This is a genomic window from Bradyrhizobium zhengyangense (genome assembly GCF_022012555.1).
In the GTDB taxonomy this organism is placed as follows: Bacteria; Pseudomonadota; Alphaproteobacteria; order Rhizobiales; family Xanthobacteraceae; genus Bradyrhizobium; species Bradyrhizobium zhengyangense.
The window spans coordinates 321,832-348,093 of the sequence record NZ_JAKLTZ010000004.1 but is presented as its reverse complement, the minus strand read 5'-3'; the positions used below and the strand labels follow the sequence as shown (position 1 = coordinate 348,093).

At 64.0% G+C, this 26,262-nt stretch carries 24 protein-coding genes; 12 read left to right on the top strand and 12 right to left on the bottom strand.

What is annotated here, in order from left to right:
* Window positions 1-30 precede the first annotated feature (30 nt).
* Window positions 31-1,014: a LysR family transcriptional regulator gene (locus L6639_RS17190; protein WP_237862914.1), complete on the bottom strand. Its 984-nt coding sequence runs from the start codon at window positions 1,012-1,014 to the stop codon at window positions 31-33.
* Between the two features lie 118 nt (window positions 1,015-1,132).
* On the opposite strand from L6639_RS17190, the gene L6639_RS17185 reads away from it, so the two are divergent.
* Window positions 1,133-2,206 (top strand): 4-oxalomesaconate tautomerase, encoded by a 1,074-nt coding sequence (locus tag L6639_RS17185; protein WP_237862913.1) that lies wholly within the window; start codon window positions 1,133-1,135, stop codon window positions 2,204-2,206.
* A gap of 52 nt (window positions 2,207-2,258) precedes the next feature.
* Window positions 2,259-3,644: a C4-dicarboxylate transporter DctA gene (gene dctA, locus L6639_RS17180; protein ID WP_237862912.1), complete on the top strand. Its 1,386-nt coding sequence runs from the start codon at window positions 2,259-2,261 to the stop codon at window positions 3,642-3,644.
* A gap of 67 nt (window positions 3,645-3,711) precedes the next feature.
* On the opposite strand, the gene L6639_RS17175 is transcribed toward dctA, so the two are convergent.
* Window positions 3,712-5,601, bottom strand: a complete 1,890-nt coding sequence (locus L6639_RS17175) for an AsmA family protein (protein WP_237863343.1) — start codon at window positions 5,599-5,601, stop codon at window positions 3,712-3,714.
* 293 nt (window positions 5,602-5,894) lie between these two features.
* Between L6639_RS17175 and L6639_RS17170 the strand changes: the two genes are divergently transcribed.
* From L6639_RS17170 to L6639_RS17160, 3 genes are read left to right on the top strand one after another with little or no spacing between them, the layout of a single operon-like run.
* Window positions 5,895-6,632, top strand: a complete 738-nt coding sequence (locus tag L6639_RS17170) for a CoA transferase subunit A (protein ID WP_237862911.1) — start codon at window positions 5,895-5,897, stop codon at window positions 6,630-6,632.
* Window positions 6,632-7,282, top strand: a complete 651-nt coding sequence (locus tag L6639_RS17165; protein ID WP_212298191.1) for a CoA transferase subunit B — start codon at window positions 6,632-6,634, stop codon at window positions 7,280-7,282. Before L6639_RS17170 ends, L6639_RS17165 begins: the two co-directional genes overlap by 1 nt.
* A 22-nt stretch (window positions 7,283-7,304) precedes the next feature.
* Window positions 7,305-7,940 carry a GNAT family N-acetyltransferase gene (locus L6639_RS17160; RefSeq protein WP_237862910.1) on the top strand — a complete coding sequence of 212 codons (636 nt, stop codon included), beginning with the start codon at window positions 7,305-7,307 and terminating at the stop codon, window positions 7,938-7,940.
* Between the two features lie 29 nt (window positions 7,941-7,969).
* Here the strand turns inward: L6639_RS17160 and L6639_RS17155 are convergent, their stop codons facing one another.
* The 3 genes from L6639_RS17155 to L6639_RS17145 all read right to left on the bottom strand — a co-directional run bounded on the left by L6639_RS17155 (window position 7,970) and on the right by L6639_RS17145 (window position 10,351).
* Window positions 7,970-8,845 (bottom strand): formylglycine-generating enzyme family protein, encoded by an 876-nt coding sequence (locus tag L6639_RS17155; protein ID WP_237862909.1) that lies wholly within the window; start codon window positions 8,843-8,845, stop codon window positions 7,970-7,972.
* 51 nt (window positions 8,846-8,896) lie between these two features.
* The gene (gene nirK, locus L6639_RS17150; protein ID WP_237862908.1) at window positions 8,897-9,994 is read right to left on the bottom strand and encodes a copper-containing nitrite reductase; all 1,098 of its coding nucleotides are present in this window, start codon (window positions 9,992-9,994) and stop codon (window positions 8,897-8,899) included.
* A 150-nt stretch (window positions 9,995-10,144) separates the two neighbouring features.
* Entirely contained in the window at window positions 10,145-10,351 is a 207-nt protein-coding gene (locus L6639_RS17145; protein ID WP_237862907.1) for a hypothetical protein, read from the bottom strand.
* 160 nt (window positions 10,352-10,511) lie between these two features.
* Here L6639_RS17145 and hemN point away from each other — a divergent pair, with 160 nt between their 5' ends.
* Complete coding sequence (gene hemN, locus L6639_RS17140) at window positions 10,512-11,864, top strand: oxygen-independent coproporphyrinogen III oxidase (protein ID WP_237862906.1); 1,353 nt, start codon at window positions 10,512-10,514, stop codon at window positions 11,862-11,864.
* Between the two features lie 73 nt (window positions 11,865-11,937).
* Window positions 11,938-12,135, top strand: coding sequence for a DUF1858 domain-containing protein (locus L6639_RS17135; RefSeq protein ID WP_237862904.1), 198 nt, complete (start codon window positions 11,938-11,940; stop codon window positions 12,133-12,135).
* Between the two features lie 84 nt (window positions 12,136-12,219).
* Here the strand turns inward: L6639_RS17135 and L6639_RS17130 are convergent, their stop codons facing one another.
* Window positions 12,220-12,930 carry a Crp/Fnr family transcriptional regulator gene (locus L6639_RS17130; RefSeq protein WP_237862903.1) on the bottom strand — a complete coding sequence of 237 codons (711 nt, stop codon included), beginning with the start codon at window positions 12,928-12,930 and terminating at the stop codon, window positions 12,220-12,222.
* Between the two features lie 129 nt (window positions 12,931-13,059).
* Here L6639_RS17130 and L6639_RS17125 point away from each other — a divergent pair, with 129 nt between their 5' ends.
* Together L6639_RS17125 and L6639_RS17120 are read left to right on the top strand one after the other, a co-directional pair.
* Window positions 13,060-14,271, top strand: a complete 1,212-nt coding sequence (locus tag L6639_RS17125; RefSeq protein WP_237862902.1) for an NnrS family protein — start codon at window positions 13,060-13,062, stop codon at window positions 14,269-14,271.
* A gap of 106 nt (window positions 14,272-14,377) precedes the next feature.
* Complete coding sequence (locus L6639_RS17120; protein ID WP_041953739.1) at window positions 14,378-14,695, top strand: antibiotic biosynthesis monooxygenase family protein; 318 nt, start codon at window positions 14,378-14,380, stop codon at window positions 14,693-14,695.
* 13 nt (window positions 14,696-14,708) lie between these two features.
* On the opposite strand, the gene L6639_RS17115 is transcribed toward L6639_RS17120, so the two are convergent.
* Window positions 14,709-15,746: an AraC family transcriptional regulator gene (locus tag L6639_RS17115; protein ID WP_237862901.1), complete on the bottom strand. Its 1,038-nt coding sequence runs from the start codon at window positions 15,744-15,746 to the stop codon at window positions 14,709-14,711.
* A gap of 200 nt (window positions 15,747-15,946) precedes the next feature.
* Between L6639_RS17115 and L6639_RS17110 the strand changes: the two genes are divergently transcribed.
* Both L6639_RS17110 and L6639_RS17105 read left to right on the top strand, forming a co-directional pair.
* Window positions 15,947-16,567 (top strand): response regulator transcription factor, encoded by a 621-nt coding sequence (locus L6639_RS17110; protein ID WP_237862900.1) that lies wholly within the window; start codon window positions 15,947-15,949, stop codon window positions 16,565-16,567.
* Window positions 16,568-16,756: 189 nt separating this feature from the next.
* Window positions 16,757-18,436 carry a mucoidy inhibitor MuiA family protein gene (locus L6639_RS17105; RefSeq protein WP_237862899.1) on the top strand — a complete coding sequence of 560 codons (1,680 nt, stop codon included), beginning with the start codon at window positions 16,757-16,759 and terminating at the stop codon, window positions 18,434-18,436.
* Between the two features lie 245 nt (window positions 18,437-18,681).
* On the opposite strand, the gene L6639_RS17100 is transcribed toward L6639_RS17105, so the two are convergent.
* From L6639_RS17100 to L6639_RS17080, 5 genes are all read right to left on the bottom strand, one after another.
* Entirely contained in the window at window positions 18,682-19,653 is a 972-nt protein-coding gene (locus L6639_RS17100; protein ID WP_237862898.1) for an MBL fold metallo-hydrolase, read from the bottom strand.
* Window positions 19,654-19,784: 131 nt separating this feature from the next.
* The gene (locus L6639_RS17095; protein WP_237863342.1) at window positions 19,785-20,627 is read right to left on the bottom strand and encodes a carbohydrate ABC transporter permease; all 843 of its coding nucleotides are present in this window, start codon (window positions 20,625-20,627) and stop codon (window positions 19,785-19,787) included.
* Between the two features lie 52 nt (window positions 20,628-20,679).
* Window positions 20,680-21,636: a carbohydrate ABC transporter permease gene (locus tag L6639_RS17090; RefSeq protein WP_237862897.1), complete on the bottom strand. Its 957-nt coding sequence runs from the start codon at window positions 21,634-21,636 to the stop codon at window positions 20,680-20,682.
* A 130-nt stretch (window positions 21,637-21,766) separates the two neighbouring features.
* Window positions 21,767-23,110: an ABC transporter substrate-binding protein gene (locus tag L6639_RS17085; RefSeq protein WP_237862896.1), complete on the bottom strand. Its 1,344-nt coding sequence runs from the start codon at window positions 23,108-23,110 to the stop codon at window positions 21,767-21,769.
* A gap of 89 nt (window positions 23,111-23,199) precedes the next feature.
* Window positions 23,200-24,243 (bottom strand): C-terminal binding protein, encoded by a 1,044-nt coding sequence (locus tag L6639_RS17080; RefSeq protein ID WP_237862895.1) that lies wholly within the window; start codon window positions 24,241-24,243, stop codon window positions 23,200-23,202.
* Between the two features lie 261 nt (window positions 24,244-24,504).
* Here L6639_RS17080 and L6639_RS17075 point away from each other — a divergent pair, with 261 nt between their 5' ends.
* On the top strand, window positions 24,505-26,190 hold the full coding sequence (locus L6639_RS17075) for a methyl-accepting chemotaxis protein (protein ID WP_237862894.1): 1,686 nt from the start codon (window positions 24,505-24,507) through the stop codon (window positions 26,188-26,190).
* The last annotated feature ends 72 nt before the right edge of the window (window positions 26,191-26,262 follow it).

Sequence of the window (26,262 nt, the reverse complement as noted above, 5' to 3'; positions counted from 1 at the left end):
GAAACGGACTTGCGCCGCACTCTCTGCGAGCTACGAGCGCTTTCCCTTCGGGCCCGTCGAAACGGCTTCCGCACTTGCCTCAGCGGACCGGGACCGCGGCTTGCCTTGCCCGCCGGTCCGGGACGGAGAGCGCCATGCCTCGAGGAGCATCTTGAGGAATTGGCTGGCATGAGGGGATAATGTAGCTCCGCGCCGGCGCACGATTCCGATCGTCCGCGACACTTCCGGCTCGATCAGCCGAATGGTGTGAATGATCGGATGGCCGGCGGCCGGCGTCGCCAGCTTGGGGAGCACGGCGATGCCGAGGCCCGCTTCGACCAGACCGAGCGAACCGGAGAGGTGCGCGACTTCATAGGACCAGTTCAACTGGAGGCCATGTCGCGCCAGCGCATTGTCGATCAACGCGCGATTGCCGCTGTTGCGGCCGACGGTGATAACTCGGTGCGGCGCGATTTCGGGCCAGCTTACCTGTTTGCGCGATGCCAGCGGATGGTCATGGCGGCAGGCGAGGACGAAAGGATCCTCAACGAGCTTCTCGAATTCAATCTCGGCATGTGAGGCACCGATGAAATTGATGCCGAAGTCAACTTCTCCGCGCGCGACCGCTTCCAATCCCTCGTTGGCACCAATGTCCAGAATGCGAACGCGAATGCGCGGATACGCATCGGCGAACCGGCCGATTGCACGCGGCAGGAAGTAGAACACCGCGGTCGGCACCGCGGCGACCGAGACCAGGCCTGAACTCCGCGCTCCGATATCCTGGATGGCGAGCACCGAGGTCTCGAATTCGTCGATGAGCCGGCGCACCTTCGGCAGGAAGTCGCGGCCTGTCATGGTGAGATTGACGTGGCGGGTGGAGCGCTCGAGCAGTGGCGCACCCAGGCTTTCCTCCAGCTTCTGAATGCGTCGGCTGAGCGCGGGCTGCGACAGGTTCAGCGCCTTGGCGGTCCGCACGAAGCTTCCCGTCTCTGCAACGGTGATGAACGCCTTGAGGTCGAGCAGTTCAGCGTTCATGAGCAGGCTCCATTATACCGATATACGGAATAATACCTCAGATATTTGCATTTCACAAAAGAGTTCTGGCGGAGGATGTTCGGGTTCGAACGAAGATGTCGCCGAACGGAACAATGCCATGAACGATCAGATTGCCATTCCTTGTGTGGTCATGCGCGGAGGGACCTCTCGGGGCCCGTTTTTCCTGGCCCGCGATCTTCCGGCCGACCCCGGCCTGCGCGACGCGCTCCTGTTGTCCGTGATGGGAAGCGGGCACGATCTCGGGATCGATGGAATCGGCGGCGGCAATGCGGTTGTCAACAAGGTCGCGATCATTGGGCCGGCATCCGTACCAGGCGCCGATGTCGACTACCTGTTCGTCCAGGTGCGCGTTCGTGAAGGGATCGTCGATACGTCCCCGAACTGCGGAAACATGCTGGCTGCCGTGGGGCCGTTCGCAATCGAAGCCGGCCTGGTCGCCGCGACCGCAGATCGCACGCATGTGCGTATCCACAATGTCAACACCGGCAAGCTGATCGATGCGACGGTCGCCACCCCCGGTGGGCGGGTCACTTACGAGGGCGAAGCGCGAATCGATGGCGTACCGGGGACCGCCGCGCCCGTCGAACTGTCGTTCCCCAACGCGGCGGGCGCGCGCACTGGCCGCCTGCTGCCGACCGGACGGCCGGTCGACCGCATCGGAGGGATCGATGTGACCTGCATCGACGCTGCGATGCCGGTCATGCTGGTCCGCGCGGCGGATCTGGGATGGACCGGTCGCGAGGCGCCCTCCGACTTCGCCGACAGCAGCTTCCGCGCGCGTCTCGAAAGACTGCGTATCGAGGCCGGGCGTCTGATGGGTTTTCCAGATTCCGCGAACATGGTGATTCCGAAGCCGGTTCTGATTGCGTCTGCCGGCGCCGCGACCCTGAACACCCGCTACTTCATGCCCCATGACTGTCATAGCGCGCTGGCGGTGACCGGCGCTGTCGCGATCGCGACTGCATGCGTGACACCCGGAACGATCGCCGCAGAGATGGTCGGACCGCTGGCGCCGCCGGTGCCGATCACGCTCGGCCATCCCTCCGGCCAGCTCGTGGTTCGGCTGGAGCCCGGGCCGGTCGCCCGGGTGCAGCGGACAGCCCGGCGGATCTTTGAAGGGCACGTCTTTGCCCGCCGGTCGCACGTGCCTCATGCGGTGCTGGCGGCCTGAAACCTGCCGCCTGCGAAGCCATCAAGAAAATCAGAACATGGGAGAAACGAGAATGCAGATGCAAGCAATGGTTGGGCCCGGGCACAGCGAGGCACGAAAGCCATTCTATCGCATACTCTACGTTCAGGTGTTGATTGGCGTCATGCTGGGCGTCCTCACTGGTCATTTCTGGCCGGAATTCGGCGCCGCGCTGAAGCCCCTCGGAGACGGCTTCGTCAAGCTCGTCAAGATGATGATCGCACCGATCGTGTTCTGCACCATCGTCAGCGGCATCAACAGCATCAGCGATTCCCGCGAGGTCGGTCGCACCCTGGTGAAATCCATGGCGCTGTTCTATCTGCTGACCGTGCTCGCCCTGCTGGCCGGACTGATGGCTGTCTCGTTGATCCAGCCGGGTGTGGGCATGCATGTTTCCGTCAGTACGCTGGATCCGTCGGTGGCTGCGAAGTTCACCAAGCAGGCAGCTGCGACCGGATTTGCGGACTTCATGCTGCACATCATCCCGCATTCGTTCTTCGGAGCGTTTGCGGATGGCGAGGTGCTGCCGGTCCTGCTGATCTCCATCCTGATCGCCTTTGGCTTAAGCCGTGCGGGCGACGGAGGTGCTGCGGTGACAAAGGCGGTCGCCTCGTTCTCGCACGTGCTGTTTGTGTCCTTCGGCTTCATCATGAAGCTTGCGCCGCTCGGGGCCTTCGGCGCCATGGCATTCACGGTGGGCCGTTACGGCGTCCGTTCGATTGGCTCGCTCGGACTGCTGATCTTGACGTTCTATGTCGCCTGCTCCGTCTTTGTGGTCGTCGTGCTCGGGACGCTGGCGCGGCTGAACGGCTTCAGCCTGTGGAAGACGATCCGCTACTTCAGGGAAGAGTTGCTGATCGTGCTCGGCACGTCCTCGTCGGAGCCGGCGCTGCCTGGCGCGCTGCGCAAGCTGGAGCAGCTCGGATGCCGGAAAGGCGTGTCAGGGCTCGTGCTGCCGATGGGCTACTCCTTCAATCTGGACGGCAGCGCCATCTATCTCACCCTGGCCTCCATCTTCATCGCGCAAGCCTGCGACATTCACCTGTCATGGGGGCAGATCGCGGCGATGCTCGGACTGATGCTGCTGACGTCGAAAGGAGCGGCCGGTGTCACCGGCAGCGGCTTCGTCGCGCTTGTGGCGACCCTCTCCGTCATGCCCGATTTGCCTGTGACCGGCGTGGCCCTGCTGGTCGGTATCGACCGCTTCATGTCGGAAGCGCGGGCGCTGACCAGCATGATCAGCAATTGCGTCGCAGCCATCACCGTTTCGCTGTGGGAGGACGCCTGTGACCGCGAGGTGTTGGCTCGTGAACTGGGGCAGAGCGGCAGTGTGGAGATTGCGGCCGGGACGAAGATCGCCGGGGCAACAGTGATCCGGGACCACAAGAGCTGGATTTCGACGACGCAATCGGCGGCCTGACGGCGCCTTTGGATCAAGTCGGACGCAGTACGCGATCTGGCCCCTCAGGACCAGGACCTCGATCACTCTAGTTAGACTTGGCGTTGTCCTTCGCGTTCTCCGCCGTCGGCGATCCCTCGGGCGCCTGCCGCTTGCCGCCGGTGATGCGTTGCTTCAGGAGGTCGAGGAAGGGTGATGCCGCTGGCGACTGGCGGATCAGGGCTTCGGGGTCGGGGAAGATCAGCGGATCGTCCCAGGGACCCTGCACCATGAAAGGCAGCTGAAAGCCGGACGTTGTGTTCAGGCTCGCCACACCTTTCATGTCGTATTCGCGCGTCGGCACCGACGCGGTGCCGGTCAGCGTGATCTTTGCCGCAGGCCCTTCGATGCGGATGTCCTCGGCGGTGGCGATGCCGTCGGCGAATTTCACCGAGATGGTGAGGTTGTCGTACGGCGTCGTACCGCTGCGGAAATTGCCGCCGCCGGACAGCGGCCGGCGCTCGAGCCGTTTCAGGAGCTGCTCGGCATTGAAGCCGGAGATGGCGCCGTCGTGCCCGATCACGCTGGCGGTGCCGTCGAGCGATTGCACGAGGCCAAACGGGCTCGAGCCGGAGGCCATGAGGGACACGTTGATGTTGCCGCGGCCAGACAGCTTGTTGAGGCCGAACAGCTCGGTAGCGCAGGCCTGAAGGTCAACGTCGGCGAACTGGAATTGCGCCTTGATGTCGGCGACCGTGTCGGAGCGCGAGATGCCGAACGAGCCCTTGGCGATGCCGCCATAGACCTGGGCCTCGCCGACCGAGAGCGCCAGCGTGCCGTTGCGCAAATTGGCGCCGATCGCGGTGCGGCCGAGCTTGGTCGGGCCGACCGTCAGCCTGGCTGCCGAGAGGCGCATGTCGAGGTCGGTGCTCGACAATCCGTTGAGATCGAACAGCTGCCTGTTCCAGTCGCGCGCGCCGCTCGCGAGCAGACGGAAGGTGGAGATATAAGGCGTGAAGTCGAGTGCGTCGGCGGCCAGCGTCGCCTGCAGAGTCTGCCGGCCGTTATTGGCATAGGTCATGACGCCCTCGGCGGTGTTGCCGTCGAGCTCGACATTGACGTTGGTCAGCGCGATCGAGGCGCCAACGACATTGGCGCGCGCCTTCAGCGCGAAGCGGCCGAAGCCGCCGCTGCCGGGCGGCGGCTGGCCGGTCCAGCGCAGCGCGTTGCGCAAGGACGGGCTGTCGATGGTGAGCGTGCCCTCCATCATCGGGCTAGTGCGGTTGGCGACGCTGCCGTCAAAGGCGAGTTTGAGCGGTGCACTGGCGATCCGCGCCTTCAGGCCGGAGCGCTCGCCCGAGAGCGCCGCGACGAAATCGGCAAAACTGATCGAGCCGTCGACGCGTTCGCCGCGCCAGTCGAACTGCCCGGTTGCGGCGAAGGAGCGCGAGATCGAGGGCCAGGCCAGCGACAGGTCGATGTCCTCGAACTTCTCCGTGGCATTCGTGGCGACGTCCATATAGTCGAGCAAGCCGTCCTGGATCCTGATCTCGGAGAATGAGACCTGGTTGTCGGCGCCGGGCTTCATCGTTCGCGCAATGGTCTGGATGAACGGTGTCCAGTTGCTCTCGCCGTCCGGCTTCAGGCTGACATGGATGTGCGGCCGCAGCAGTGTCAGGTCGGCGATTTCGAACCGTTGCAGCAGCAGCGGCAGTAGCCGAAGATTGGCGGTGAGCACGTCGACATGGAGCGCGGGGTCGGCGGTGCCGCCGCCCTTGAGACCGACGTCATGGAAGGAGATGTAGCTCGCCGGCAATACGGAAATGTCGATATTGCCCGCCACGCTGAGCTCGAGTCCGGTGACGTCGCGGATCTGCGCTTCGACTGCCTTGCGCAACGCGTCGCGGTTGATGAGCCAGGAGGTCGCGATCAGGGCGATCAGCACGACGCCGAGCAGCGCCGCAATCGGCGTCCCGAGGCGCTTCATTCCTTGGGCCATGGTCAATGGCATGTCCTGATCGGGTTGGTCGCTTGAGCCGGAAAGGCGGGCCGGGAAGCCTGCGCGCCCCCGCCAAGATCCTGTCCAAGTCCTGTTATGTTAAGTGCCGCAACTTGATGGGTTTTCTTGTCGCTTTCAAGGCCGCGGACGGTTCTGCCCACGGCGTGGGCAGCTTCTAGCACCGCCCCTCGGAACGGAGAACCCCGTATCATTGACGGCTTCGGACGATTTCGCCTAATAATCGCCGCCAATAAGGGCGCTGCGCCTCTCAGGTTTAAGTCGAGGGTTTTTGCATGAACAAGGTCTATCCCGACGCCAAGTCGGCGCTCGAGGGCGTTCTGAAGGACAACATGATGATCATGTCGGGTGGCTTCGGCCTCTGCGGCATCGCCGAATCGCTGTCCGATGCGATCCGCGACTCCGGCGTGAAGGGTCTGACGGTCGTCTCGAACAATGCCGGCGTCGACGGCATCGGGCTCTCGCGCCTCCTGGAAACCCGCCAGATCAAGAAGATGATCTCGTCCTATGTCGGCGAGAACAAGCTGTTCGCCCAGCAATTCCTCGCCGGCGAGCTGGAACTCGAATTCAACCCGCAGGGCACGCTGGCTGAGCGCATCCGCGCCGGCGGCGCCGGCATCCCGGCCTTCTACACCAAGACCGGTGTCGGCACGCTGATCGCCGAAGGCAAGGAAGTGAAGGAGTTCGACGGCGAGAAGTACCTGATGGAGCGCGGCCTGTTCGCCGACCTCGCCATCGTGCACGCCTGGAAGGGCGACACCGCCGGCAACCTGATCTACCGCAAGACCGCGCGCAACTTTAACCCGATGATGGCGACCGCCGCGAAGATCACCGTGGCCGAGGTCGAGCACCTGGTTCCCGCCGGTGAACTCAACCCTGATCACATCCACACGCCCGGCATTTTCGTGAAGCGCATCGTCGAGGTCGGCACGGCCAAGAAGCGCATCGAATTCCGCAACACCCGCCCGCGCCCGTCGAGCGCGCCCGCGGCCGGAACAGGAGTAGAAATCTGATGGCCTGGACCCGCGAACAGATGGCCGCGCGCGCCGCGAAGGAATTGCGTGACGGCTATTACGTCAATCTCGGCATCGGTATCCCGACGCTGGTCTCGAACTACATCCCCGATGGCGTCGACGTCAGCCTGCAGAGCGAGAACGGCATGCTCGGCATGGGCCCGTTCCCCTATGAGGGCGAGGAAGATGCCGATCTCATCAACGCCGGCAAGCAGACCGTGAGCGAGCTGCCGTCGACCTCTTATTTCTCCAGCGCGGATTCCTTCGGCATGATCCGCGGCGGCCACATGGATCTGTCGATCCTCGGCGCCATGCAGGTGGCCCAGAACGGCGACCTCGCCAACTGGATGATCCCCGGCAAGATGGTCAAGGGCATGGGCGGCGCGATGGACCTCGTCGCCGGCGTCAAGCGCGTCGTCGTCGTGATGGAGCATTCGGCCAAGGACGGCGCCAAGCTCCTGAAGAAGTGCAATCTGCCGCTGACCGGCGAGCGCGTCGTCGACATGGTCGTGACCGATCTCGCCGTCTTCACCATCGACAAGCACGGGGACGGCGGCATGGCTCTGATCGAGCTCGCCGACGGCGTCACGCTCGATGAGGTCAAGGCCAAGACCGAAGCCGAATTCCGCGTCGCGCTGAAGAACACGTAAGGTCCTGGCAAAGGGGGCGCGCATGACGATACGGTCTGCGCGTCCCGACGATGCCGATTTCATCGCCAGAACCATCCTGCCATCGCAGCGCGGCCACCGGCCGCGCGGCTGGTTCGACATTGCGCTGGGCTGGCCGGAACAGCAGTGCCGCGATTTCATCGCGCGTATCGCGACCGCACAGGCCGTGTCGATGTGGCATTATCAGAACTTCCTGATCGCGGAATGCGATGACAAACCCGCCGCTGCGCTCTGTGCCGTGCCTGCGGCCGGCACCGGCCCGGCGGCGTGGGCTGCGATCGCGGAGGTCGGCGCAGCGACTGGGTTGACTGCGTCCGAGCTGGAGGCCATCCGCCGACGCGGCGCCTATGTCCGGGACTGCTGGGTTCAAGGCGGCGAGGGTGACTGGATGATCGAGCATGTCGCGACCGATCCCGCCTATCGCGGCCGCGGCCTCGTGCAGGCACTGATCGCGCAGGCGCTCGAGAAGGGGCGGACGGCTGGATTTAATCGCGCAACGATCTCGTTCCTGATCGGCAACGAGCCCGCAGAGCGGGCTTATGCCAAGGCCGGTTTTGCCTTTGCGGAAGAGAAGCGAGACCCCGCCTTCGAGGCGATCATCGGAGCGCCCGGATTTCGCATGTTCGCGCGCGCAATTTGACCTCGCTGCGCTCCATCCGGGCTAGGCGGCTACGACCTCGCCCACACTTTGCCCCACCGCGCCGACACGTTCGCCACCCATGACCGCTCCTCGCGGACCAAACGAAAACCGAGATTGGCGGGCGGCACGCCCTGTGCGCAGCCGCCGGCGCGTGCGTCGCGGATGAAGTCGGTGACGTAGGCGCGGTGCGCGCCTTCGGCGATGCGTACGCCGCAATTCACCGTCGGGCGGCCGGCGTTACCTGATGCATCGACGCGCGAGCGCACGAAGCAGGTTGAAGTCCACTCCCAGACATTGCCGGCGACGTCGGACACGCCACGCTCGTTGAGGCCGAACTTGCCGAACGGATAGGCCGTGGTGTCGGAAAGGTCGCGCTCGGATTCGCGCTCGTAGCGGCTGATCCAGCGCTTTGCCGGATTGTCCGCGTCCGCGGGCGCGCCATCGTCCTTGAAGCGCGAGCCCGCCGCAAAAGCCCATTCGGCGTCGCTCGGCAGGCGGTAATGGTGGCCGGTCTTGCGCGACAGCCAGCTCGCATATGCCTGCGCATCGTGCCAGCTCACCTGTACCGCAGGACGGTCGGGCGCAATCGCGACGCCGCGATCAAGCGCGCGGCATTCGCCATCCTGCACGCAAAGCTGGTAGTCGGCCGAGGAGACCTGCTCGCGCATGACATGGAGCGGCTTCGTGAATTGCAATGTGTGCAGCGGTGCCTCGGCCTGCTGCCCGGCGCGGGTGAAATCGCCGGCCTCGCGGTAGGCGAAGCTGCCCGCGGCAATCTCGACGATCGCAGGCTCGCCTTGCGCGTCGTGCGTTGTCATCTCGGAAACCAGTGGCGCAACGGCCAGCGGTCCTGCGAAGCCGGCCGCGCAGGCGAGCAGCAATTTGAGCTTGAATGCAATCAGCATGGTCGTTCCCCGAACGAGGAGGGGCCGGTAACGGCCGGCCCCTTGTCGCCTCTAGTTGGTGCTGGCGGGCGGTATCTCCGCAGGCGCCTTCACCTGGGTCATCAGATCGTCGTTCCACTTGCCCTCGATCTTGAAGTGGGCGGTGGCGCCGAGGTCGGCAGCTTCGATCAGATTATGCGTGACATAGGCGTAGATGCCGGGTTGCAGGAACTTGTACATCGCCGCTCCCGCGGAGCCGCCGCGGATGAACCAGGTCTCGAGCCCGGTCTCCGGCGCATTGGAGAATTTTCCGGTCTCCCAGACATAATCGCCGTGGCCGCCGATCAGGTGCGGACGGCTGTCGCGGTTGGCCTGCGAATGCACGATCAGGACGTTCTCGCCGACATTCGCCGTCAGCGCGTTCTTGCCGGTGAGGGCGCCGACCTTGCCGTTGAACACGACGTGGGACGGGATGAGCTTCTTCATCACCTCTTCAGTGTCGGTGAAGGCTTCGCCCGGCGAGTCGTAGGATTTGAAATTGCCCTTCTCGTCGCGCGGCACGTACATGTCCTGCTCGCCGATATAATAGACCTTGTCGTATTTCAGCGCGTGGCCCTTGCCGTCGTTCAGTCCGTCGCGCGGCAGCACCATCACGGCGCCGTTCATGCCGGAGACGACGTGCCAGGGAATCATCGGGCCGCCGGGAGCGCAGTGATAGACGAACACGCCGGTCCGCGTGGCCTTCCAGCGCAATACGACCTGCTCACCGGGATTGATCAAAGTGAGCGCGGCGCCGCCGAGCGCGCCAGTCGCGGAGTGGAAGTCGATATTGTGCGGCATGGAGTTGGTCGAGGGATTGACCAGCGTCACTTCGACATAGTCGCCCTCATGCACGACCATCAGCGGGCCCGGCATCGAGCCGTTGAACGTCATGGCCTGGAAGGTGGTGCCCTTCTCGTCGATGACGACCTTCTTCTCCTCGATGGTGAGCGTGAACTCCATGATCTTGGGGCCCTGCTTGGTCGCCTGCTCGTGCGCATGCACGAAGGGCGGGGCGACCAGCTCCACCTTCTGCCGCGGCAGGTTGAGGTCGTTGGCGGCGAAAGCGGGCGCTGCCAGCATCAGCGCGGTCGCGGCGGCGCTGATCAATGCGGCTCTGCGGGTAAACATCGGAAGCATCCTTCATCTGAAAAGCGTTTGATGACGGATGCAGTCTGCGCCTGTTGCGGCAATCGTGTTTGCGCTGCGACAAGCTTTTGCCGGATTCGCCTCCGGTGAATCCCTTAAGGGTGGACCGAAGCGCGTAGCTGGATGCGCCGATTAGAGAATCTCGATCGCAATCCAGACGGTACCCCAGACCGCGAGCGACAGCATGGCGAGCACGGCAGCCACGATGACCAGCGTGTGCACGAGACGATTTGCGCCGGCGGTGGGCGCGACGGGGACGGGACGGAAGTCGTCGAAGCGCGGGATGTGGCCACGGATACCGGCTAGCCAGAGAACGAGGTCGAGCGCAAACGACGCCATCGGCTATCTCCCAAGGGGATGATGATTAAACGCCACACTGGTCGCGATCCGGCGCCCGCACTTTGCGCAAGCGCAAGGTCGTCTGGTGGAAAACGGGTCATTCTCTGTATCCAGGGTTGCTGCGGCTGCATGCAGCGTCAATTTTACGAATGGGTAAGATATGAGGACCGACCTCGCGGCGAGCTATGGCGAAGAGAGATTGCCGCGCTACACGAGCTATCCGACCGCCCCGCACTTCTCGCCGGAGATCGGTGCCGACACCTACTCACGCTGGCTGTCCGAGCTTCCCTCAGGCGCCAGTGCATCGCTCTATCTGCACGTGCCGTTCTGCCGCGAGATGTGCTGGTACTGCGGCTGCCATACCCAGATCGTCCGCCGCGATGAGCTTGTCGCTGCCTATCAGCGGACCCTCCTCAGCGAGGTCACGCTGGTCGCTGATACCATCGGCCGCCGCATCAAGGTCGAGCATATCCATTTCGGCGGCGGTACGCCGACGATCATGGCGCCGGAGGCCTTTGCGGAAGTGATGGCAGCGATGCGCCAAGCCTTCTTCGTGCTGCCCTCGGCTGAGATCGCGGTCGAGATCGACCCGCGCACATTGACCGCAGAGATGGTCGAGGCCATGCGGCTCTCCGGCGTCAACCGCGCCAGCCTCGGCGTGCAGAGTTTCGATCCCCTCGTGCAGCGCGCGATCAACCGTGTCCAAAGTTATGAGCAGACCGCCTCCGTCGTCGATATGCTCCGGCAGGCCGGTATCGGGGGAATCAATTTCGATCTGATCTACGGTCTGCCGCACCAGACCATCGCATCCTGCCTGGATACGGTGCGACGGTCGCTCGAGCTCGCGCCCGACCGATTCTCCGTGTTCGGCTACGCACATGTGCCAAGTTTCAAGCGGCACCAGCGCATGATCAACGAGGCCCATTTGCCGGACGGCCTCGCACGCCACGACCAGGCCTGCGCCATCGCCAACGCGCTGAAGGAGGCCGGCTACGTGCAGATCGGCCTCGACCATTTCGCAAGACCCGACGACGCTATGGCCGTGGCCTACGAGCAGGGGACGCTGCGGCGCAACTTCCAAGGCTATACCACCGACAAGGGCGAGGTCCTGCTCGGCTTCGGCGCCAGCGCCATCGGACATCTGCCGCAGGGCTATGTCCAGAACGAGGTGCAGATCGGCGCCTATCAGCAGAGCATCGCAGCAGGTCGCCTCGCCACCGCGAAAGGCTATGGGCTTACGGACGACGACCGGCTGCGCGCTGACATCATCGAGCGGATCATGTGCGAGTTCGGCGCCGATCTCGGCGACATCTGCGCGCGCCATGGCGCCGAGCCAAAGGAGATGCTGCAATCGGCGTCGCGGCTCAAGTCGCTGATCTCGGACGGCGTGGTGAGACTGGACGGCGACCGTCTTGCGGTCGCCAACGATTCGCGCTTCCTGGTCCGCAGCGTCGCCGCCGCATTCGACGCGCATCTGGATCCGGGCAAACAGCTGCACAGCCGGGCTGTGTAGTCGGCAGCAGCTTGCGCTTCAACAAAGAACCTCCGGCCAACCCCGCTATCTTCATGTCGGAACGGAGTTGTCCATGCCCTTCGGATCCGACGATTTGGTCGATGACATCATGCGCACGGCGCCGCACACGATTCGGGTGTTCCTCGCCTTCAGGATGGCCTGTGTCGGCTGTCCGATCGCGACCTTCCACACCGTGGACGACGCTTGCCGAGAGCATGGCATCGACCGCGACAAATTTCTGACCGCGCTGAGCGATTGTGTGCCGGCGTGAAGTGGGTCGAAATCTGCGCCGGGCGCGCGGATGTCGGGCGAGGCAGCGCTTTCGCCGTAAGCGGAAGCGCCCTCACTCCTATTGTCAGGCGGCGCCGCTGTCCGGGCTCCGCTCCGCCAGCACGACAATCTTGTGCGGCTCGCGCAGGATGATGCGCTGCCGGCCGCTCTCGACGAGACCCTGGCTCTCCCAGCCGCTGAGGATGCGGCTGACCGTATGCAACGTAGTGCCGGTCATCTGAGCAATGTCCTGGCGACTGATCGGGAAGTCGATCTCGATGCCATGGTCGAGCTTCTTGCCGGATTGATTGGCGAGCCGCAGCAGCGCATGTGCGACGCGTTGCTCGACCTGCTGGGTCGACATTTCCAGGATACGGGTGTGGCTCTCCTGCAGCCGCTTGCCGACGGTTTGCATTGTGTTGGCGGCAAGCGCGGGAAACCGCTCGACCAGACGCGGCCAGGCCGACGTGGGCCAGATCAGGACGACGCTGTCGTCGACCGCGAGCGCGGTTGCCGGATAATGCGCAGCTCCGATCGCCATCGCCAGCCCAAAGGTCTCGCCGGGCGCGACATAGCGCACCACGATCTGCTCGCCGGTCGGCGTGGTCTTGGCCGCGCGGACATGGCCGTGCAGCAGCAGGAAGATCGACTGTGCGTCTGCGCCCTGCTCGAATATGGCGGTGTTCCTGGGATAGCGCGCAGAGCGGGCCTCGCGCAGGATCTCGTCAAGGTCATCAGGCTTGACGCCCGCAAACATCGGCAAATGCGCAACCAGCGATGTGTCGACTTTGGCCATTCTGCCTCCTTGGCATCAGGGAGTGTGATGGCACCAGCAATCATCGGGCAGTTTGCGATAGCGCAAAAACGCGCCGGCTGCGCAGCAGTATTTTTCCAGATAACGGTCTAAATCTGCTGGAGTTGTCCCATGGCTGGCGCTCGATCCCGTAATTTCCAGGGCTTTCAGCTGTTTGCGAACAGCTTTCGGCCCTTCTTCCTGTTTGCCGCCATTCAGGCCGCGCTGTCGATACTGGTCTGGTTGCCCATGTTCTATGGCGAGCTGTCGGTGACGTCAGCCTTCGCGCCGCGGGACTGGCACGTCCATGAGATGCTCTATGGCTTCCTGCCGGCCGTCATCACCGGGTTCCTGTTCACCGCGATCCCGAACTGGACCGGGCGGCTGCCGATCCAGGGCACGTCGCTAGGCGCGTTGGTGGTGGTCTGGCTCGCCGGACGTGCGGCGGTCGTGCTGTCTGCCGAGATCGGCTGGGCGTTTGCGCTTGCCGTCGATGCCGCCTTCCTGGCGCTGGTCGTTGCGGCTGCAACGCGCGAGATCATCGCCGGCGGCAATTGGCGGAATCTGCCTGTCGTGGGACTCGTGATGGTGCTGCTGTCAGGCAATTTCGCCTTCCATCTCGAAGCGCATTTCAGGGGTGCGGCCGATATCAGCATCCGAATCGGCGTCAGTGTGGTCGTGCTGCTGATCTCGCTGATCGGCGGTCGCATCATTCCGAGCTTCACCCGCAACTGGCTGGTCAAGTTCAATCCCGGCCGCGTGCCGGTGCCGTTCGGACGGTTTGACGGCGTGGTGATCGGATTGAGCGCGCTGGCGCTGATGACGTGGATCGTGATGCCGCTGAACACGATAACAGGCGTAGTCATGGCGCTTGCCTGTATGCTGCATCTGGTACGGCTGGCGCGATGGGCCGGTGATCGCACCGCACGTGAACGGCTGCTTGTGATCCTGCATGTCGGCTACGCCTTCGTGCCATCGGGCTTCCTTCTCGGCGCCCTTGCCGGCTTTGGCGTGCTGCCGCCGAGCGCGGGCATTCACGCCTGGATGACGGGGGCGGCCGGAATCATGACCCTCGCGGTGATGACGCGCGCGAGCCTCGGCCATACCGGGCAGGCGCTGACGGCGTCGCCGGCAACACAAGTGATCTATGTCGCGATCATCGTCGCGGCACTGGCGCGCGTCGCTGCCGTGGTTCTGCCCGCACATGGCGACGCGTTGCTGCACATCGCTGCCTGCGGCTGGATCGTCGCCTTCCTGGGCTTTGCCATTGCGTTCGGCCCGCTGCTCGCCGGTGTTCCCCGGCGCGCACTGGCCATCATGGGCGCGGCCGCCCCGGCACGCTGAAATTTGCGCTGCGGCGTAACAAACGCCGTCGTCGATCCGAAGCTTTCATTCGAGTTGCGTCGGCTGTTAGGTTGGCGCGGAAACGCGATTGAGGGATGGACCGAAAATGATCGGCGAAGTCGTGGTGATTGGCGGCCTGAATCTGCGGGATGGCGTTCAGATCGAGGAGTATGATCGACTGGGCGAGCGCATGTACAATATTGTCAGCGGCCTTCCAGGCTTTCTGTCGGTCAAATCGTTCAAGGCCGACGACGGCGAGGAGCTGACCGTGTTTCGCTTTGCTTCGGAGGAGGCGCTTGAGGCCTGGCGCACGCATCCGGAACATATCGAGGCGATGAAACGAGGGCATGCCGAGTTCTACGCCAGCGGCCGCTTGCAGATTTGCAAGGTCATCCGCGAAGTCGGCCCCTTCGAGCATGCCTGATTTGAGTGTGGGCTTAGGCCGCGGACGCTGATGGTGCGTCGGCCGGCCCGGCCGGCGGCCGCATGCCCCTACGCCACTCGGTGATGGTGCAGCCGAAACGGCCGCGGAACCAGCGGGCCATGGCGCTCTGCGCGGAGAAGCCGAGTTGCGTGGCGATATCCGCCAGCGGCCGGCCGGGGTCCTCGATCAACTGGATCACGAGATCGGCGCGTTGCGCGTCGAGGATCGCCGAGAAGCTGGTGCCTGATGCGGCGAGGTGACGGTGGATGGTGCGGCGGGTGCAGGCCAGATGCTCGGCGACGCGTTCGACCGTGCACTCGCCGTTCGCGAGCAGGCTGCGCACGACCTCGTCGACCTTCTCCTCCCAGCTTGCGGGGCGGTTTTCGATCGCCTCGATTCGCTTGCGTAAGTAGCTTGCGATCAGGGGATGCGCGCTCGGAATCCGGCGCTCCATGTCGTACGCCGACATCAGGATCGCGTCCTCGTCCGCGTTGAAGATCACGCGGCAGCCGAAGAAGTCGCGGTAGCGCTTGCGGTCGTGCGGCGGCGGGTAGTGCAGGTGCACCTCCTGCGGCCGCCAATCGCTGCCGAACAGCGACTGGATGATGCTGTGGACGCTGCCGAGCGCCATGTCGATCGACTGGCGGGGCGCGGTCGGTTGCCGACCGCGCAGGTGCAAGATGATGGTCACGGTCTGCTTGTCTCGGACGATTTCGAGCTTCATGCCGTCGTGATGGACATGGATGAAGCGGGAGAAAGCCTCGATCGCCTCGCCGACCGTCGCCTGTTCGCGTACGATCAGGCCGACGGCGCCGAAATTGGTCAGGCCGCCGCGCTCGGCGAGCCGCAAGCCGAAATCTTCGGCACCGGACTCCGCTGCCGATATCTCAAGCAGACGACGTAGGGCCGGGACCGCAATGGGTGTATCGGGCTTGTCCAGGATGGCCAGCGGCAGCCTGACCTTGCGCATCATCTGCCTGGGGTCGAGCCCGACCGACCGGGCGACCTCCGGATAACAGCTCAAGCCTGCGCTGCGAATGAGGTCGGTCATGCGACCCGTTCCTGTCAGCCATTCCCGCAGATGTCCCGAATTGTAAAGTTTCTGTCCCGATCCGTCAAATCCGGGAACCGGGTGGAACATACATAAGGGAAAGCGAAGCACCGGCGTGAATGCCGTGCTGATGCGGCGGGGCGCGATGAGGCCCCCGGCCGTCGCTGACCATTTGACCAAGACATTGCTGGATCGGGACTATGCCGGGGAACATGCTTTCCAAGGGTGAGGTATTCGTCATTGAAACCGACGCCGCCTCTCGCGAACAATTGTCCAACGCACTTCAACAGAGTGCCTATGACGTGATCTGCTTCGCCGACGGCGCGTCGCTGCTGTCGGAAGCAAAGGAGCGGATGCCGGCCTGCGTGCTGCTGGAGATGCCGCCAGATCGCTCCGCGCTCGACGTGCTCAAGCGCCTGCGCGAGGAAAATTGCATGGCGCCGGTGCTGATGACCGCGGCGAACGGCAGCATCGCCATGGCGGTCGATGCCATCAAGAGCGGCGCGGCCGACTTCATCGAGAAGCCCTTCCGTACCCACGATATCGTCGGCCGGATTGACGCCGCGATCGACGAGTCCGCGCAGCCCGATCTGGGCCGGCAGCGTTGGTTGCCCGGGTGCGAACCTCTGACCGCACGCGAAGGCGACGTGCTTGCGCATCTTGCCGGCGGCCTCACCAACAAGGAGGTCGCGCGCCGCATGCATCTGAGCGCGCGCACGGTGGAGGGCTATCGCGCCAGCATTTTGAAGAAGGCGGGCGCCAAGAATGTGACTGATCTGCTTCGCCGCATCTTCGGCCAGGGTTCGCCCAGCCAGGTCTGAAGCTTAGTTCCTTAAGCGACGTTGTGCCGCGGCGCGGTGACGCGTTCCGCGGCCACGATGCCGCCGCAGCGGCGCCCAACGGAAACCCCAATCGAACCAGTTCCTTCCCTGCCGCGTCTCACCACGATGGCGTGGCATATTTTCGCGCGTCCGGCTGGCGACGCGGCGATATCGGCAGGGAGAATTGTGATGCGCATCACCGCAAAATGTTTGGCAACGACGAGCCTGGTCCTGGTGACCGCAGCGCTCGCCTCGCCCTCATGGGCCGCCGATGTGGACGCCACATCGGCCATCGACACCGTCACCGTCTATCCTGATGGCGCGACGGTCACGCGCGTGATCGCGCTCGACCTCGCCCCCGGCGACTCGACCCTGGTCGCCAAGGACTTTCCGCTTTCGCTCGATCCGTCCTCCCTCCGCGTCGAGGGCGAGGCTGACGCCAGGCTCACCATCGGCACCATCGACGCGCGGCCGCCGCGCGCGGCGCCGCCGGTCAATCTGTCCGAACTCGATAAGCGCATTGAGGCGCTCAAGGACGAACGTGCCGACCTGCAAGGTGCGATCGATGCGGCGGCCGCCCGGCGCAAATTTGCACAGCGCTTTGCCGAAGCCTCTCCCGCCGGCCTCGGCGAGAAAGGCGAGGCGCGCCCGATCACCGAATGGCGCGCGGCGTTCACTGCGGTCGCCGAGGAAGTCGCGGCCGCTGAAACGGCGATCCGTGATGCCGCGCGAAAGCAGCGCGAGATCGATCGTCAGATCGCGCAGCTCGAAGCCGACCGATCGGCCAAGCCGCCGAACAAGCTCGAGGTGCGCATCGACGTCGCCTCCGCTACTGCAACCAAGGCGACGTTGCGCGTGACTTACAACGTCCGCAATGCGCGCTGGCTGCCGCTCTATGATGCCCGGCTCGACACCGGCGCCAAGGACCGCAAGCCGCAGCTCGAGCTGGTCCGCCGCGCGGAAGTGACGCAGTCGACCGGCGAGGATTGGTCAAATGTGACGCTCGGCGTCTCCACCGTCCGTATTGCCCGCGGCGGCAGCGCACCGGAGCTGGGCTCGCTGGTGGCGCAATATCCGCAGGTGCCAAAGCCGCGCGCGCTGGGCTCGGTCGCGGATACCGCCATGCCCGCGGCGGCGCCGATGTTGAGGAAGATGGAGGCGGCACAAGACAAGGAGCAATTTGATCTGCCGGCCCAACGTGCCGACGAACAGCAAGCGGTTGCGGAGATCGGTGACTTCCAGGCGACCTTCAAAATCCCCGGCCGCGTCAGCCTTGGTGCTGCGGAAGGAGCCAAGAGCTTGCGCATCGCCTCGATGAGCGTGCCCGCTGATCTTGCGGTCCGCGCTGCACCGGTGCAGGACCCCACCGCCTTCCTCGAAGCGAGCTTCAAGCAAACCGACGATACGACGCTGTTGCCGGGTAAGGTCGCGATCTACCGTGACGGCATCTTCGTCGGCCGCGGCAAGCTTGCGGGCTCAGCCAAGGACGACATCGTGCGGCTGGGCTTCGGCGCCGATGACAAGGTCAAGGTCGAGCGCGCGGTGCTCAAGCGCAATGAAGGCTCGGCAGGCCTCCTGGTCACGACGTCGAAGACCGACGAGCGCGCGTTCAAGACCACGGTCCGCAACGGCCACGATTTCCCGATTCACGTCGCGATCGAGGACCAGCTGCCGGTCAGCGAGAATGACGAGATCGTGGTGGAGATGCTGCCCGCGACCACGCCGCCGACGGCAAAGGACATACGCGACAAGCGCGGCGTGCTGGAATGGTCGTTTGACGCCAAGCCCGGCGAAGTCCGCGACATCAACTTCGCCTGGCGCGTCCGCTGGCCGAAGGACAAGAGCATGGTGATTGTGCCGTCGGGCTAGGATCTCTTCACCTCGCCCCGCACTCTCATTTGTCACGCCCCGGCTTGATGTTTAGCCCGGAGACATGGCTGACACCTGTTCGGACACATCACTGACAGGTTGGCCATTGGTCAAGCCGGGCGATGACAGCGTGATTGTGCGACGGCTTTCTCACGTCGCCTTCAGGAAATCCGCGACCTCGAGCAGCATGAACTCGTCGTCATCAGCCTCGTTAGGATCGCGCAGGCGCAATCGCGCGCCGCGTCTCACACGCCTTCGTAGACCAAGCGGGTGAAGTAGCCGGGGTCGACGAGGAACTGGCCCCATCTCGCGTCAAACGCAGCCGTCGGCTTGGCGGCGACCGTCTCGTCGCGCGTCTTGCCCTGCTTCTTCAGATTGCCGACATTGTCCCGGATCGCGACGAGCATGTCGCGGAAGTCCTGGAGCTCGGCCTTGTTGCTGACGGGCTTGCCGTGACCGGGGATGATGATGGTTTCATTGTTGGCCATGGCGAGATTGGCATCGGACGCCGCGATCATGCCGTTGATGCTGCCGCCAGTCGAATAGTCGATGAAGGGATAGATGTTGTTCCAATAGGTGTCGCCGGCGTGGAGGACATTGGCTTCAGTGAACATCACCGAGATATCGCCGTCAGTGTGCGCGGGCCCGTAATATTTCAGGGCGATGGAAGCGCCGTTGACCTTGAGGTGATGATCTTTGGAAAAAACCTGGGCCGGGACAGCGTTGGCGGGCAGGGCGAGGAAATTGTAGTCCCAATCCTCGACCCGCTGGACGACGGACAGGTGCTTGCGGGTATTCTCGTGCGCGATGATGTTCGCGCCTGCCTTGTGCAGCCATTCATTGCCGTCGGCATGGTCGAAGTGCCAGTGCGTGTTGATCAGATGCTTGATCGGCTCGTTGCCGAGCTCGGTCAACGCTTTGCTAAGCCGAGGTTGAGAGACGCCGATGCCGGCATCGACCAGAAGCTTGCCGTCGGATCCGGTCAGGACGGCAATGTTGCCGCCGGATCCTTCGAGCACGCTGATATTGTTGCGCAGCTTGTAGGTTTTGATCGGTGACGTCGCCGCGCTGTCCTTGATCAGGCTGACCAGGCCGCGCGCTTCGGCGTAGGCCTGCCGCGGGCTGAGCCATCCCCCGGTTGCCGCGAACGCGGCGCCGCCGAGGCAGCACAGGCAAAAGCCGCGTCGGGACATTGAATGGAGCTTTGGCGATCCCATGCGATGCTCGCTTGCTTGTGCGACGATCTACGGTGCCAAAGATCGACCCCGCCGTATGCGCGGCAAGGTGCGACGAAAGACGTGAGTGGTCTATCAGGATTGCACGGTCGTACGCGATCGCCCGCTGCTCATCATTCCTTCACCGCGCCTGTCAGCGACGACACGTAATAGTCCACAAACAGCGAGTAGAAGATCGCAACCGGCAGGGAGCCGAGCAGCGAGCCCGCCATCAGCGCGCCCCACTGGTAGACGTCGCCGGTGACGAGCTCGGTGAGGATCGCGACTGGCACGGTCTTGTTGGCGCCGCTCTGGATGAAGGCGAGCGCATAGATGAACTCGTTCCAGGACAGCGTGAAGGAGAAGATGCCGGCGGAGATCAGCCCGGGCACGGCAAGCGGCAGCGTGATCCGTCGCAAGATCTGCAGCCGCGTCGCGCCGTCGACCAGCGCGCATTCCTCGAGCTCATAGGGGATCGATTTGAAATAGCCGATCAAGAGCCAGGTACAGAACGGCACCAGGAAGGTCGGATAGACCAGGATCAGCGCGAGCGGAGAATCGAACAGGCCGAACTGCACCACCACGGTGGCGAGCGGGATGAACAGGATCGACGGCGGCACCAGATAGGCGAGATAGATGCCGAGGCCGACATAGGGACTGCCGCGGAAGCGCAGCCGCTCGATCGCGTAGGCTGCCAGCGTGCTCGCGACCAGCGACAGCGTCGTCGCCCCGATCGCAACCATCATCGTGGTCCACAGCCAGCGCGGATAGGCGGTGTCGAACAAGAGATGCTTGACGTGAGCCAATGTCGGCGAGGAGATCCAGAACGGGTTGTGCTCCTTGTAGTTCATTAGCTCCGCGTTCGGTTTGAACGAGGTGATCGCCATCCAGTAGAACGGAAACAGCAGGATCAGCACGAAGCAGCCGAGCGGCAGGTAGATCATCATTAGTCGCCGCAGCCCGGAATCCCAGGCCATGGTCTCTGGGGCTGCTTTCGCGTCGGCGACGGAGGAGGCTGGGGCGACGGCGTCAGTCATTGGCCTCTCCCTGCTGCCATTTGCGGCGCGCCAGGCCGAAATAGGAAAACAGCGTCGCGAACACCAGGAACGGGATCATTGACACCGCGATCGCCGCGCCCTCGCCGAGCTCGCCGCCGGCGATGCCGCGCTGGAACGCCAGCGTCGCGAGCAGATGCGTCGAGTTGCCGGGGCCGCCGCGGGTGATGGCGTAGACCAGCTGGAAGTCGGTGAAGGTGAAGATGATCGAGAAGGTCATGACGATGGCGAGGATCGGCATCATCATCGGGAAGGTGATGTAGCGGAAGCGCTGCCAGGCGCTGGCGCCGTCGAGCATCGCGGCCTCATAGAGCGAGGGCGAGATGGTTTGCAAGCCCGCCAACAGCGAGATCGCGACGAAGGGAATGCCGCGCCAGATATTGGCGGCGATCAGCGAGAATCGCGCCGGCCAAGGCGAGCCGAGGAAGTCGATATTGCTGGTGCGCCAGTGCAGCACGTCGACCAGCAGATAGGAGATGATCGAGAATTGCGGATCGTAGATCCACCAGAACGCCAGCGCCGACAGCACCGTCGGCACGATCCAGGGCAACAGGATGATCGCGCGCAACAGGCTCTTGAACGGAAAATGGTTGTTGAGCAACAGCGCCAGCCAGAAGCCGAGCGCGAACTTCCCGAAGGTCGCAATGCCCGTATAGACCACGCTGTAGAACACCGCGTTCCACCACAGCGGATCGCTGAGCAGATACTGGAAATTATCGAGACCGACGAAGATGCCTTTCTGGCCGATCGTGGTGTCGGTGAAGGCGAGCCAGATGCCGAGGCCGAGCGGATAGGTCAGGAACACCGCAAGCAGCCCGATCGCGGGCGCGAGGCACATCACGATCAGGAACGGCTTGTAGTCGAACAGCCGCACCAGCCAGTTCGCCTGCCGCTGGGCCAGCACGGGAGAGGAGAGGGTGGTCACGGACATCAGGGCGTTGTCCTGTTCTTAGGAGTCACTCCGCCGTCATTGCGAGCGAAGCGAAGCAATCCAGTCTGTCTCCGCGGTGAAAGTCTGGATTGCTTCGCAATTTTGTCACGGGCTCCTCGCAATGACGGCCTTACCTCTGCCGCCTAAAATACCGCTTGCAGCGCTGCTCGGCCTCTGCGGCTGCGGCCTCCGGCGTAGCCGCGCCGGTCGCGACCGATGCACACATCTGGATCAGCACGTAGTCGGCGCTGACCGCACCTGTCGCCGTCGAAATCGGACCCGCATAGCCATCGTAATAAGTGCTGTTCATGGTGTCCTTGAAGATCTTCACCTTGGGGTCCTGCGACCACACGGCGGCGTCGGCATAGGCGGCGAGCGGCTGCGCCCAATAGCCTGAGTTGGCGTTGAGCCACGGCTCGTACTGATCCTTCTCCAGCATGTATTGCAGGAAGGCCTTCGCCGCATTGGGGTACTGGCTGTGCTTGAACACCATGGCGTTCAGCGTCAGGCCCGCCATTGGGGAGATCTTGGCAACGCCCTTCGGCAGCAATTGATGTTCGGTATCGTCGGCGATTGCCTTGCTCGCCGGATCGTTCTTCAGGGAGAAATAGAGCGAGACGCCGTTGGCGGTCAGCGCGATCTCCTGCGCGGCATAGGCACGGTTGTTGCTGACATCGTTCCACGACGTCGTGCCGGCGATGAAGGTGGGATAGAGCTGCTTGACCCAGTTCAGCGCGGCGATCGTCTCCTTGCTGTTGATGATGACGTTGCCCTCTTCGTCGAGCAGGGCGGCGTTGTGCGACCACAGCGCCCAGCTGGCAAAGCCGTTGCCGTCGCCCTTGGCGTTGCCGAGCGCGAAGCCCGCGGGCTTGCCGGCCTTTTGCAGCTTCTGGCAGAGATCGACGATGCCGGCATGGTCTTCCGGCACCTTGTCGAAGCCGACCGATTGCAGGATCGACTTGCGATAGACCAAGGGACCTGCGGTGGCGCCGAAGGGCAATCCGATCCAGGTGTCGCTCTTGTTCTTCTTGCCGTAACGCTGTGCCAGCGGCAGCCAGCCGCCATATTTCTTGCCGGCATAATCGGCGACGTCGGTCAGCTCGACCAGCTTGTCGATATAGATGTGCGGCGCGTCGGAGAAGCCAATGATGATGTCGGGGCCGGCTCCGGAATTGGCTGTGACCGCGGTCTGCTGGGCGATGTCCTCCCAGCCGACGAAATCGACCTTGACCTCGACGCCGGTCTCCTTGGTGAATTTGGCCGCATTGGCGCGGAACACGTCCTCGTCGGCCTGGACGAAGCGGACCGGCCGCAGCATGCGCAGGCTTGCGCCCTTCTCGATCGGCAGTTTCGGAGCGGGGATGTCCGCGGCCTTGATCGCGGATTGAGCGTGCGCTGCAACACCAGTGGCAGCGACCGTTGCAGCGGATAGGCCCAGCGCCAAGGCATCACGACGTGTGATGTCGTTCCTCATCAGTTCCTCCCTGTCATGTTTCGCTTCCCGGCGTTGATCGCCGGTGAAGGGCCGTTTCGGACTTTCGGCGCAATTTCGCGCCGGCCGTCTTAGCTGTTCGGTCCGCGATCCATGCCGACGGGTTGCCAGCGGCGGAGTTCGGTATCTTGCAGCACCGACGGATTGACACAGCTTACCGGCCACATGCCCTGAAGCACCAGTGACAATTCGTAGCCTACGCGGCGCTTGCGCGCCTCGTCGAACCGTGCCGAGGCCGAGGCGACGTGGGCGGTCAGGGTCACGTTCTCCATGCTCAGAATCGGGTTGTTGTGCGAAGGCGGTTCCCTCTCCAGCACGTCGAGGGCGGCGTGCGCGATCCAGCCCTCCTGCAGCGCCTTGATCAGGCTTTCCTCGTCGACCGTGGCGCCGCGCCCGGTGTTGATGAAGATCGAGCCCTTCTTCATCTGCCGGAAATGCTTCTCGGTCAGCATGTGATGCACTTCGGGCCGGGCGGGGGCGTGCATCGAGACGAAGTCGGATTGCGACAGCACCTCGTTCAGCGTCGCCGGGATGACGCCGTGGTCCCACATCAGGGTTTCCTGGATGAAAGGATCGTAAGCCATCATGCGCAGGCCGAACGGAGCTGCGCGCTTCGCAACCGCACGCGCGACGCGGCCGAACGAGATGAAGCCGAGCGTTTGGCCCATCAGTCGTGGAACCTTCAGCAGCGCGGGCCGGCCCTCGGCCCAGCGCCCGGAGCGCACCATCTTGTCCTGCTCGACCAGGCGGCGGAAACCTGACAGCAGCAGCATCATGGCGTGGTCGGCGACTTCCTCGATGAAGGTGTCGGGAATGTTGGTGACGGGAATGCCGCGGGCGGTCGCCGCCTTGACGTCAACGCTGTCGACGCCGACAGAGCCGAGCGTGATGACCTTGCAGCTCTCCAGCGCGTCGATGATGGTCTTGGTGATCGGCATGCCCTTCGCGTAGATCGCGTCGGCATTCTTCGCGGCGGCGATGAACTCGGCCTCGTTGGCCGGTGCCTCGACGATCTCGGCATCGATCGGATCGAGCGCCTCGCGCTCGTACGAATAGTCGCTGCCGGCGACCGTGAAGCTCGCGCCCTTCGGCGTCACCACCCTGTATTTCGGCATTTTCTGCTCCCGATTTTGTTTGTCGGTTCTTGTTGCGACCCGCACCTTCTGGGGGGGCCTTTGCGTCTTTTACGCGAAATCGACAGGAGTGCGTACAATTCCCGGTTGTCGCTCCAGCGATTATTTGCCGTTTTTGCCGGCGTCGTCCGGGCTTCTACGGAGGCCTGTAAGGAACTTGCTAAGGGGTCGCCCCCTAAAGATTGATTCAAATCGATCGATTCACTCGCGCGCCCGCATCCCTTTTTCTCCGGAGCCCATCCCGTGAAGTTGAGCAATTTGAAGATCGTCCCCAAGCTTGGCATCCTTGTCGGCGTCACCTTGTTCGGCCTGTGCATCTCCGGAGTCCTGGCCGGCTACCTGATGAAGCAGGAGATGGTGAGCGCCCGTATCGATCAGACCAAGGCGATCGTCGATCTCGGCCGCAACTACGCGGCTGCGCTGAAGAAGCGTGTCGACGCCGGCGAGTTGACGAAGGACGCGGCCATGGCCGAGCTCCGTCGCTACGGCAATGCGATGACCTACGATAACGGTTCGGGCTATCTGTTCGGTACGTCCTATGACGGCATCACCCAGCTCGCGCCCGATCCGAAGCAGATCGGCACCAACCGCATGGACGTCGTGACCAACGGCCGCAAGCTGTCGGTCGAGCTGATGGAGGGCGTCAAGGCCAACGGCTCGATCCTGCTGTACTATGAATATGTGAAGCCCGGCCAGCCAACGCCGATCCGCAAGATCGGCTACGCGGTGGCCGTTCCCGGCTTCGACATGTATCTCGGCACCGGCGCCTATCTTGAGGACATCGACGCCAAGATGGGCCCGGTCTACTGGCTGCTCGGCCTTGCCGTGCTCGGCATCGTCATCGTTGCCGGTAGCGTCGCCTGGTTGCTCGGTCGCAGCATCAGCCGTCCGCTCGCCTTGCTTGGTGCCCGCATGAAGGATCTCGCCGACGGCAAGCTTGACGGCGACATTCCCGGCGTCGGCCGCGGTGATGAGGTCGGCGCGATGGCTTCGACCGTCCAGATCTTCAAGGACAACGCAGTCCGCATCCGCGAGATCGAGAAGAGCGAGCAGGACGCCAAGGATCGCTCCGCGGCGGACCGTCGCCGCGCGATGGAAGATATCGCCAGCGACTTCGAACGCAGCGTCAACGGCATCGTCCGCTCGGTCTCCTCGGCCGCAGCCGGCATGCAGTCGACGGCGCAGTCGATGACCGCGACCGCCAGCGACGCCTCCTCGCGCGCCGCGACGGTCGGCGCCGCCTCGCAAAAGGCCTCCGGCAATGTCGGCACGGTCGCGGCCGCCGCCGAAGAGCTGTCGAGCTCGGTGACAGAAATCTCCCGCCAGGTGACGCGCTCGACCGAGGTCGCGAGCCGCGCCGTCAGCGACGCCGAGCGCACCAATGCCACGGTGCAGGAGCTCTCGACCGGCGCCGAAAAGATCGGTGAGGTCGTCAAACTCATTCACTCGATCGCTGCGCAGACCAACCTGCTTGCGCTCAACGCCACCATCGAGGCGGCGCGCGCCGGCGAATCCGGCCGCGGCTTCGCCGTCGTCGCCTCCGAGGTGAAGGCGCTGGCCAACCAGACCGCCAAGGCGACCGAGGAAATCTCCGCCCAGGTCGCGGCGATGCAGACCTCTACCAGCGATGCGGTCGCGGCGATCGGCGGCATCACCCAGACCATCGCCGAGATGAGCGAAATCACCGCCGGCATTTCGGCCTCGATCGAGCAGCAGGGCGAAGCGACCCGCGAGATCGCGCGCAACATCCAGTCGGTCGCGGCCGGCTCGAGCGAGATCAACGCCCATATCGGCAGCGTCACCTCGGCCGCGGAAGCGACCGGCACCGCCGCCGGCGACGTGCTGACCAACGCCCGCGAGCTGGATCACCAGTCCGGCGCGCTGCGCAGCGCGGTGGACGGTTTCCTCGCCAAGGTTCGCGCGGCGTAAGCTTTTCGCGTTGGGTTGTGTTGGGTGGGCAAAGACGCGAAGCGTCGTGCCCACCTTTTCCTTTTGAGGCGC

Bases quoted from the DNA above. Each gene is read 5' to 3' on its own strand.
- L6639_RS17190 (WP_237862914.1), bottom strand. From the start codon at position 1,014: ATGAACGCTGAACTGCTCGACCTCAAGGCGTTCATCACCGTTGCAGAG.
- L6639_RS17185 (WP_237862913.1), top strand. From the start codon at position 1,133: ATGAACGATCAGATTGCCATTCCTTGTGTGGTCATGCGCGGAGGGACC.
- dctA (WP_237862912.1), top strand. From the start codon at position 2,259: ATGCAGATGCAAGCAATGGTTGGGCCCGGGCACAGCGAGGCACGAAAG.
- L6639_RS17175 (WP_237863343.1), bottom strand. From the start codon at position 5,601: ATGGCCCAAGGAATGAAGCGCCTCGGGACGCCGATTGCGGCGCTGCTC.
- L6639_RS17170 (WP_237862911.1), top strand. From the start codon at position 5,895: ATGAACAAGGTCTATCCCGACGCCAAGTCGGCGCTCGAGGGCGTTCTG.
- L6639_RS17165 (WP_212298191.1), top strand. From the start codon at position 6,632: ATGGCCTGGACCCGCGAACAGATGGCCGCGCGCGCCGCGAAGGAATTG.
- L6639_RS17160 (WP_237862910.1), top strand. From the start codon at position 7,305: ATGACGATACGGTCTGCGCGTCCCGACGATGCCGATTTCATCGCCAGA.
- L6639_RS17155 (WP_237862909.1), bottom strand. From the start codon at position 8,845: ATGCTGATTGCATTCAAGCTCAAATTGCTGCTCGCCTGCGCGGCCGGC.
- nirK (WP_237862908.1), bottom strand. From the start codon at position 9,994: ATGTTTACCCGCAGAGCCGCATTGATCAGCGCCGCCGCGACCGCGCTG.
- L6639_RS17145 (WP_237862907.1), bottom strand. From the start codon at position 10,351: ATGGCGTCGTTTGCGCTCGACCTCGTTCTCTGGCTAGCCGGTATCCGT.
- hemN (WP_237862906.1), top strand. From the start codon at position 10,512: ATGAGGACCGACCTCGCGGCGAGCTATGGCGAAGAGAGATTGCCGCGC.
- L6639_RS17135 (WP_237862904.1), top strand. From the start codon at position 11,938: ATGCCCTTCGGATCCGACGATTTGGTCGATGACATCATGCGCACGGCG.
- L6639_RS17130 (WP_237862903.1), bottom strand. From the start codon at position 12,930: ATGGCCAAAGTCGACACATCGCTGGTTGCGCATTTGCCGATGTTTGCG.
- L6639_RS17125 (WP_237862902.1), top strand. From the start codon at position 13,060: ATGGCTGGCGCTCGATCCCGTAATTTCCAGGGCTTTCAGCTGTTTGCG.
- L6639_RS17120 (WP_041953739.1), top strand. From the start codon at position 14,378: ATGATCGGCGAAGTCGTGGTGATTGGCGGCCTGAATCTGCGGGATGGC.
- L6639_RS17115 (WP_237862901.1), bottom strand. From the start codon at position 15,746: ATGACCGACCTCATTCGCAGCGCAGGCTTGAGCTGTTATCCGGAGGTC.
- L6639_RS17110 (WP_237862900.1), top strand. From the start codon at position 15,947: ATGCCGGGGAACATGCTTTCCAAGGGTGAGGTATTCGTCATTGAAACC.
- L6639_RS17105 (WP_237862899.1), top strand. From the start codon at position 16,757: ATGCGCATCACCGCAAAATGTTTGGCAACGACGAGCCTGGTCCTGGTG.
- L6639_RS17100 (WP_237862898.1), bottom strand. From the start codon at position 19,653: ATGGGATCGCCAAAGCTCCATTCAATGTCCCGACGCGGCTTTTGCCTG.
- L6639_RS17095 (WP_237863342.1), bottom strand. From the start codon at position 20,627: ATGGCCTGGGATTCCGGGCTGCGGCGACTAATGATGATCTACCTGCCG.
- L6639_RS17090 (WP_237862897.1), bottom strand. From the start codon at position 21,636: ATGTCCGTGACCACCCTCTCCTCTCCCGTGCTGGCCCAGCGGCAGGCG.
- L6639_RS17085 (WP_237862896.1), bottom strand. From the start codon at position 23,110: ATGAGGAACGACATCACACGTCGTGATGCCTTGGCGCTGGGCCTATCC.
- L6639_RS17080 (WP_237862895.1), bottom strand. From the start codon at position 24,243: ATGCCGAAATACAGGGTGGTGACGCCGAAGGGCGCGAGCTTCACGGTC.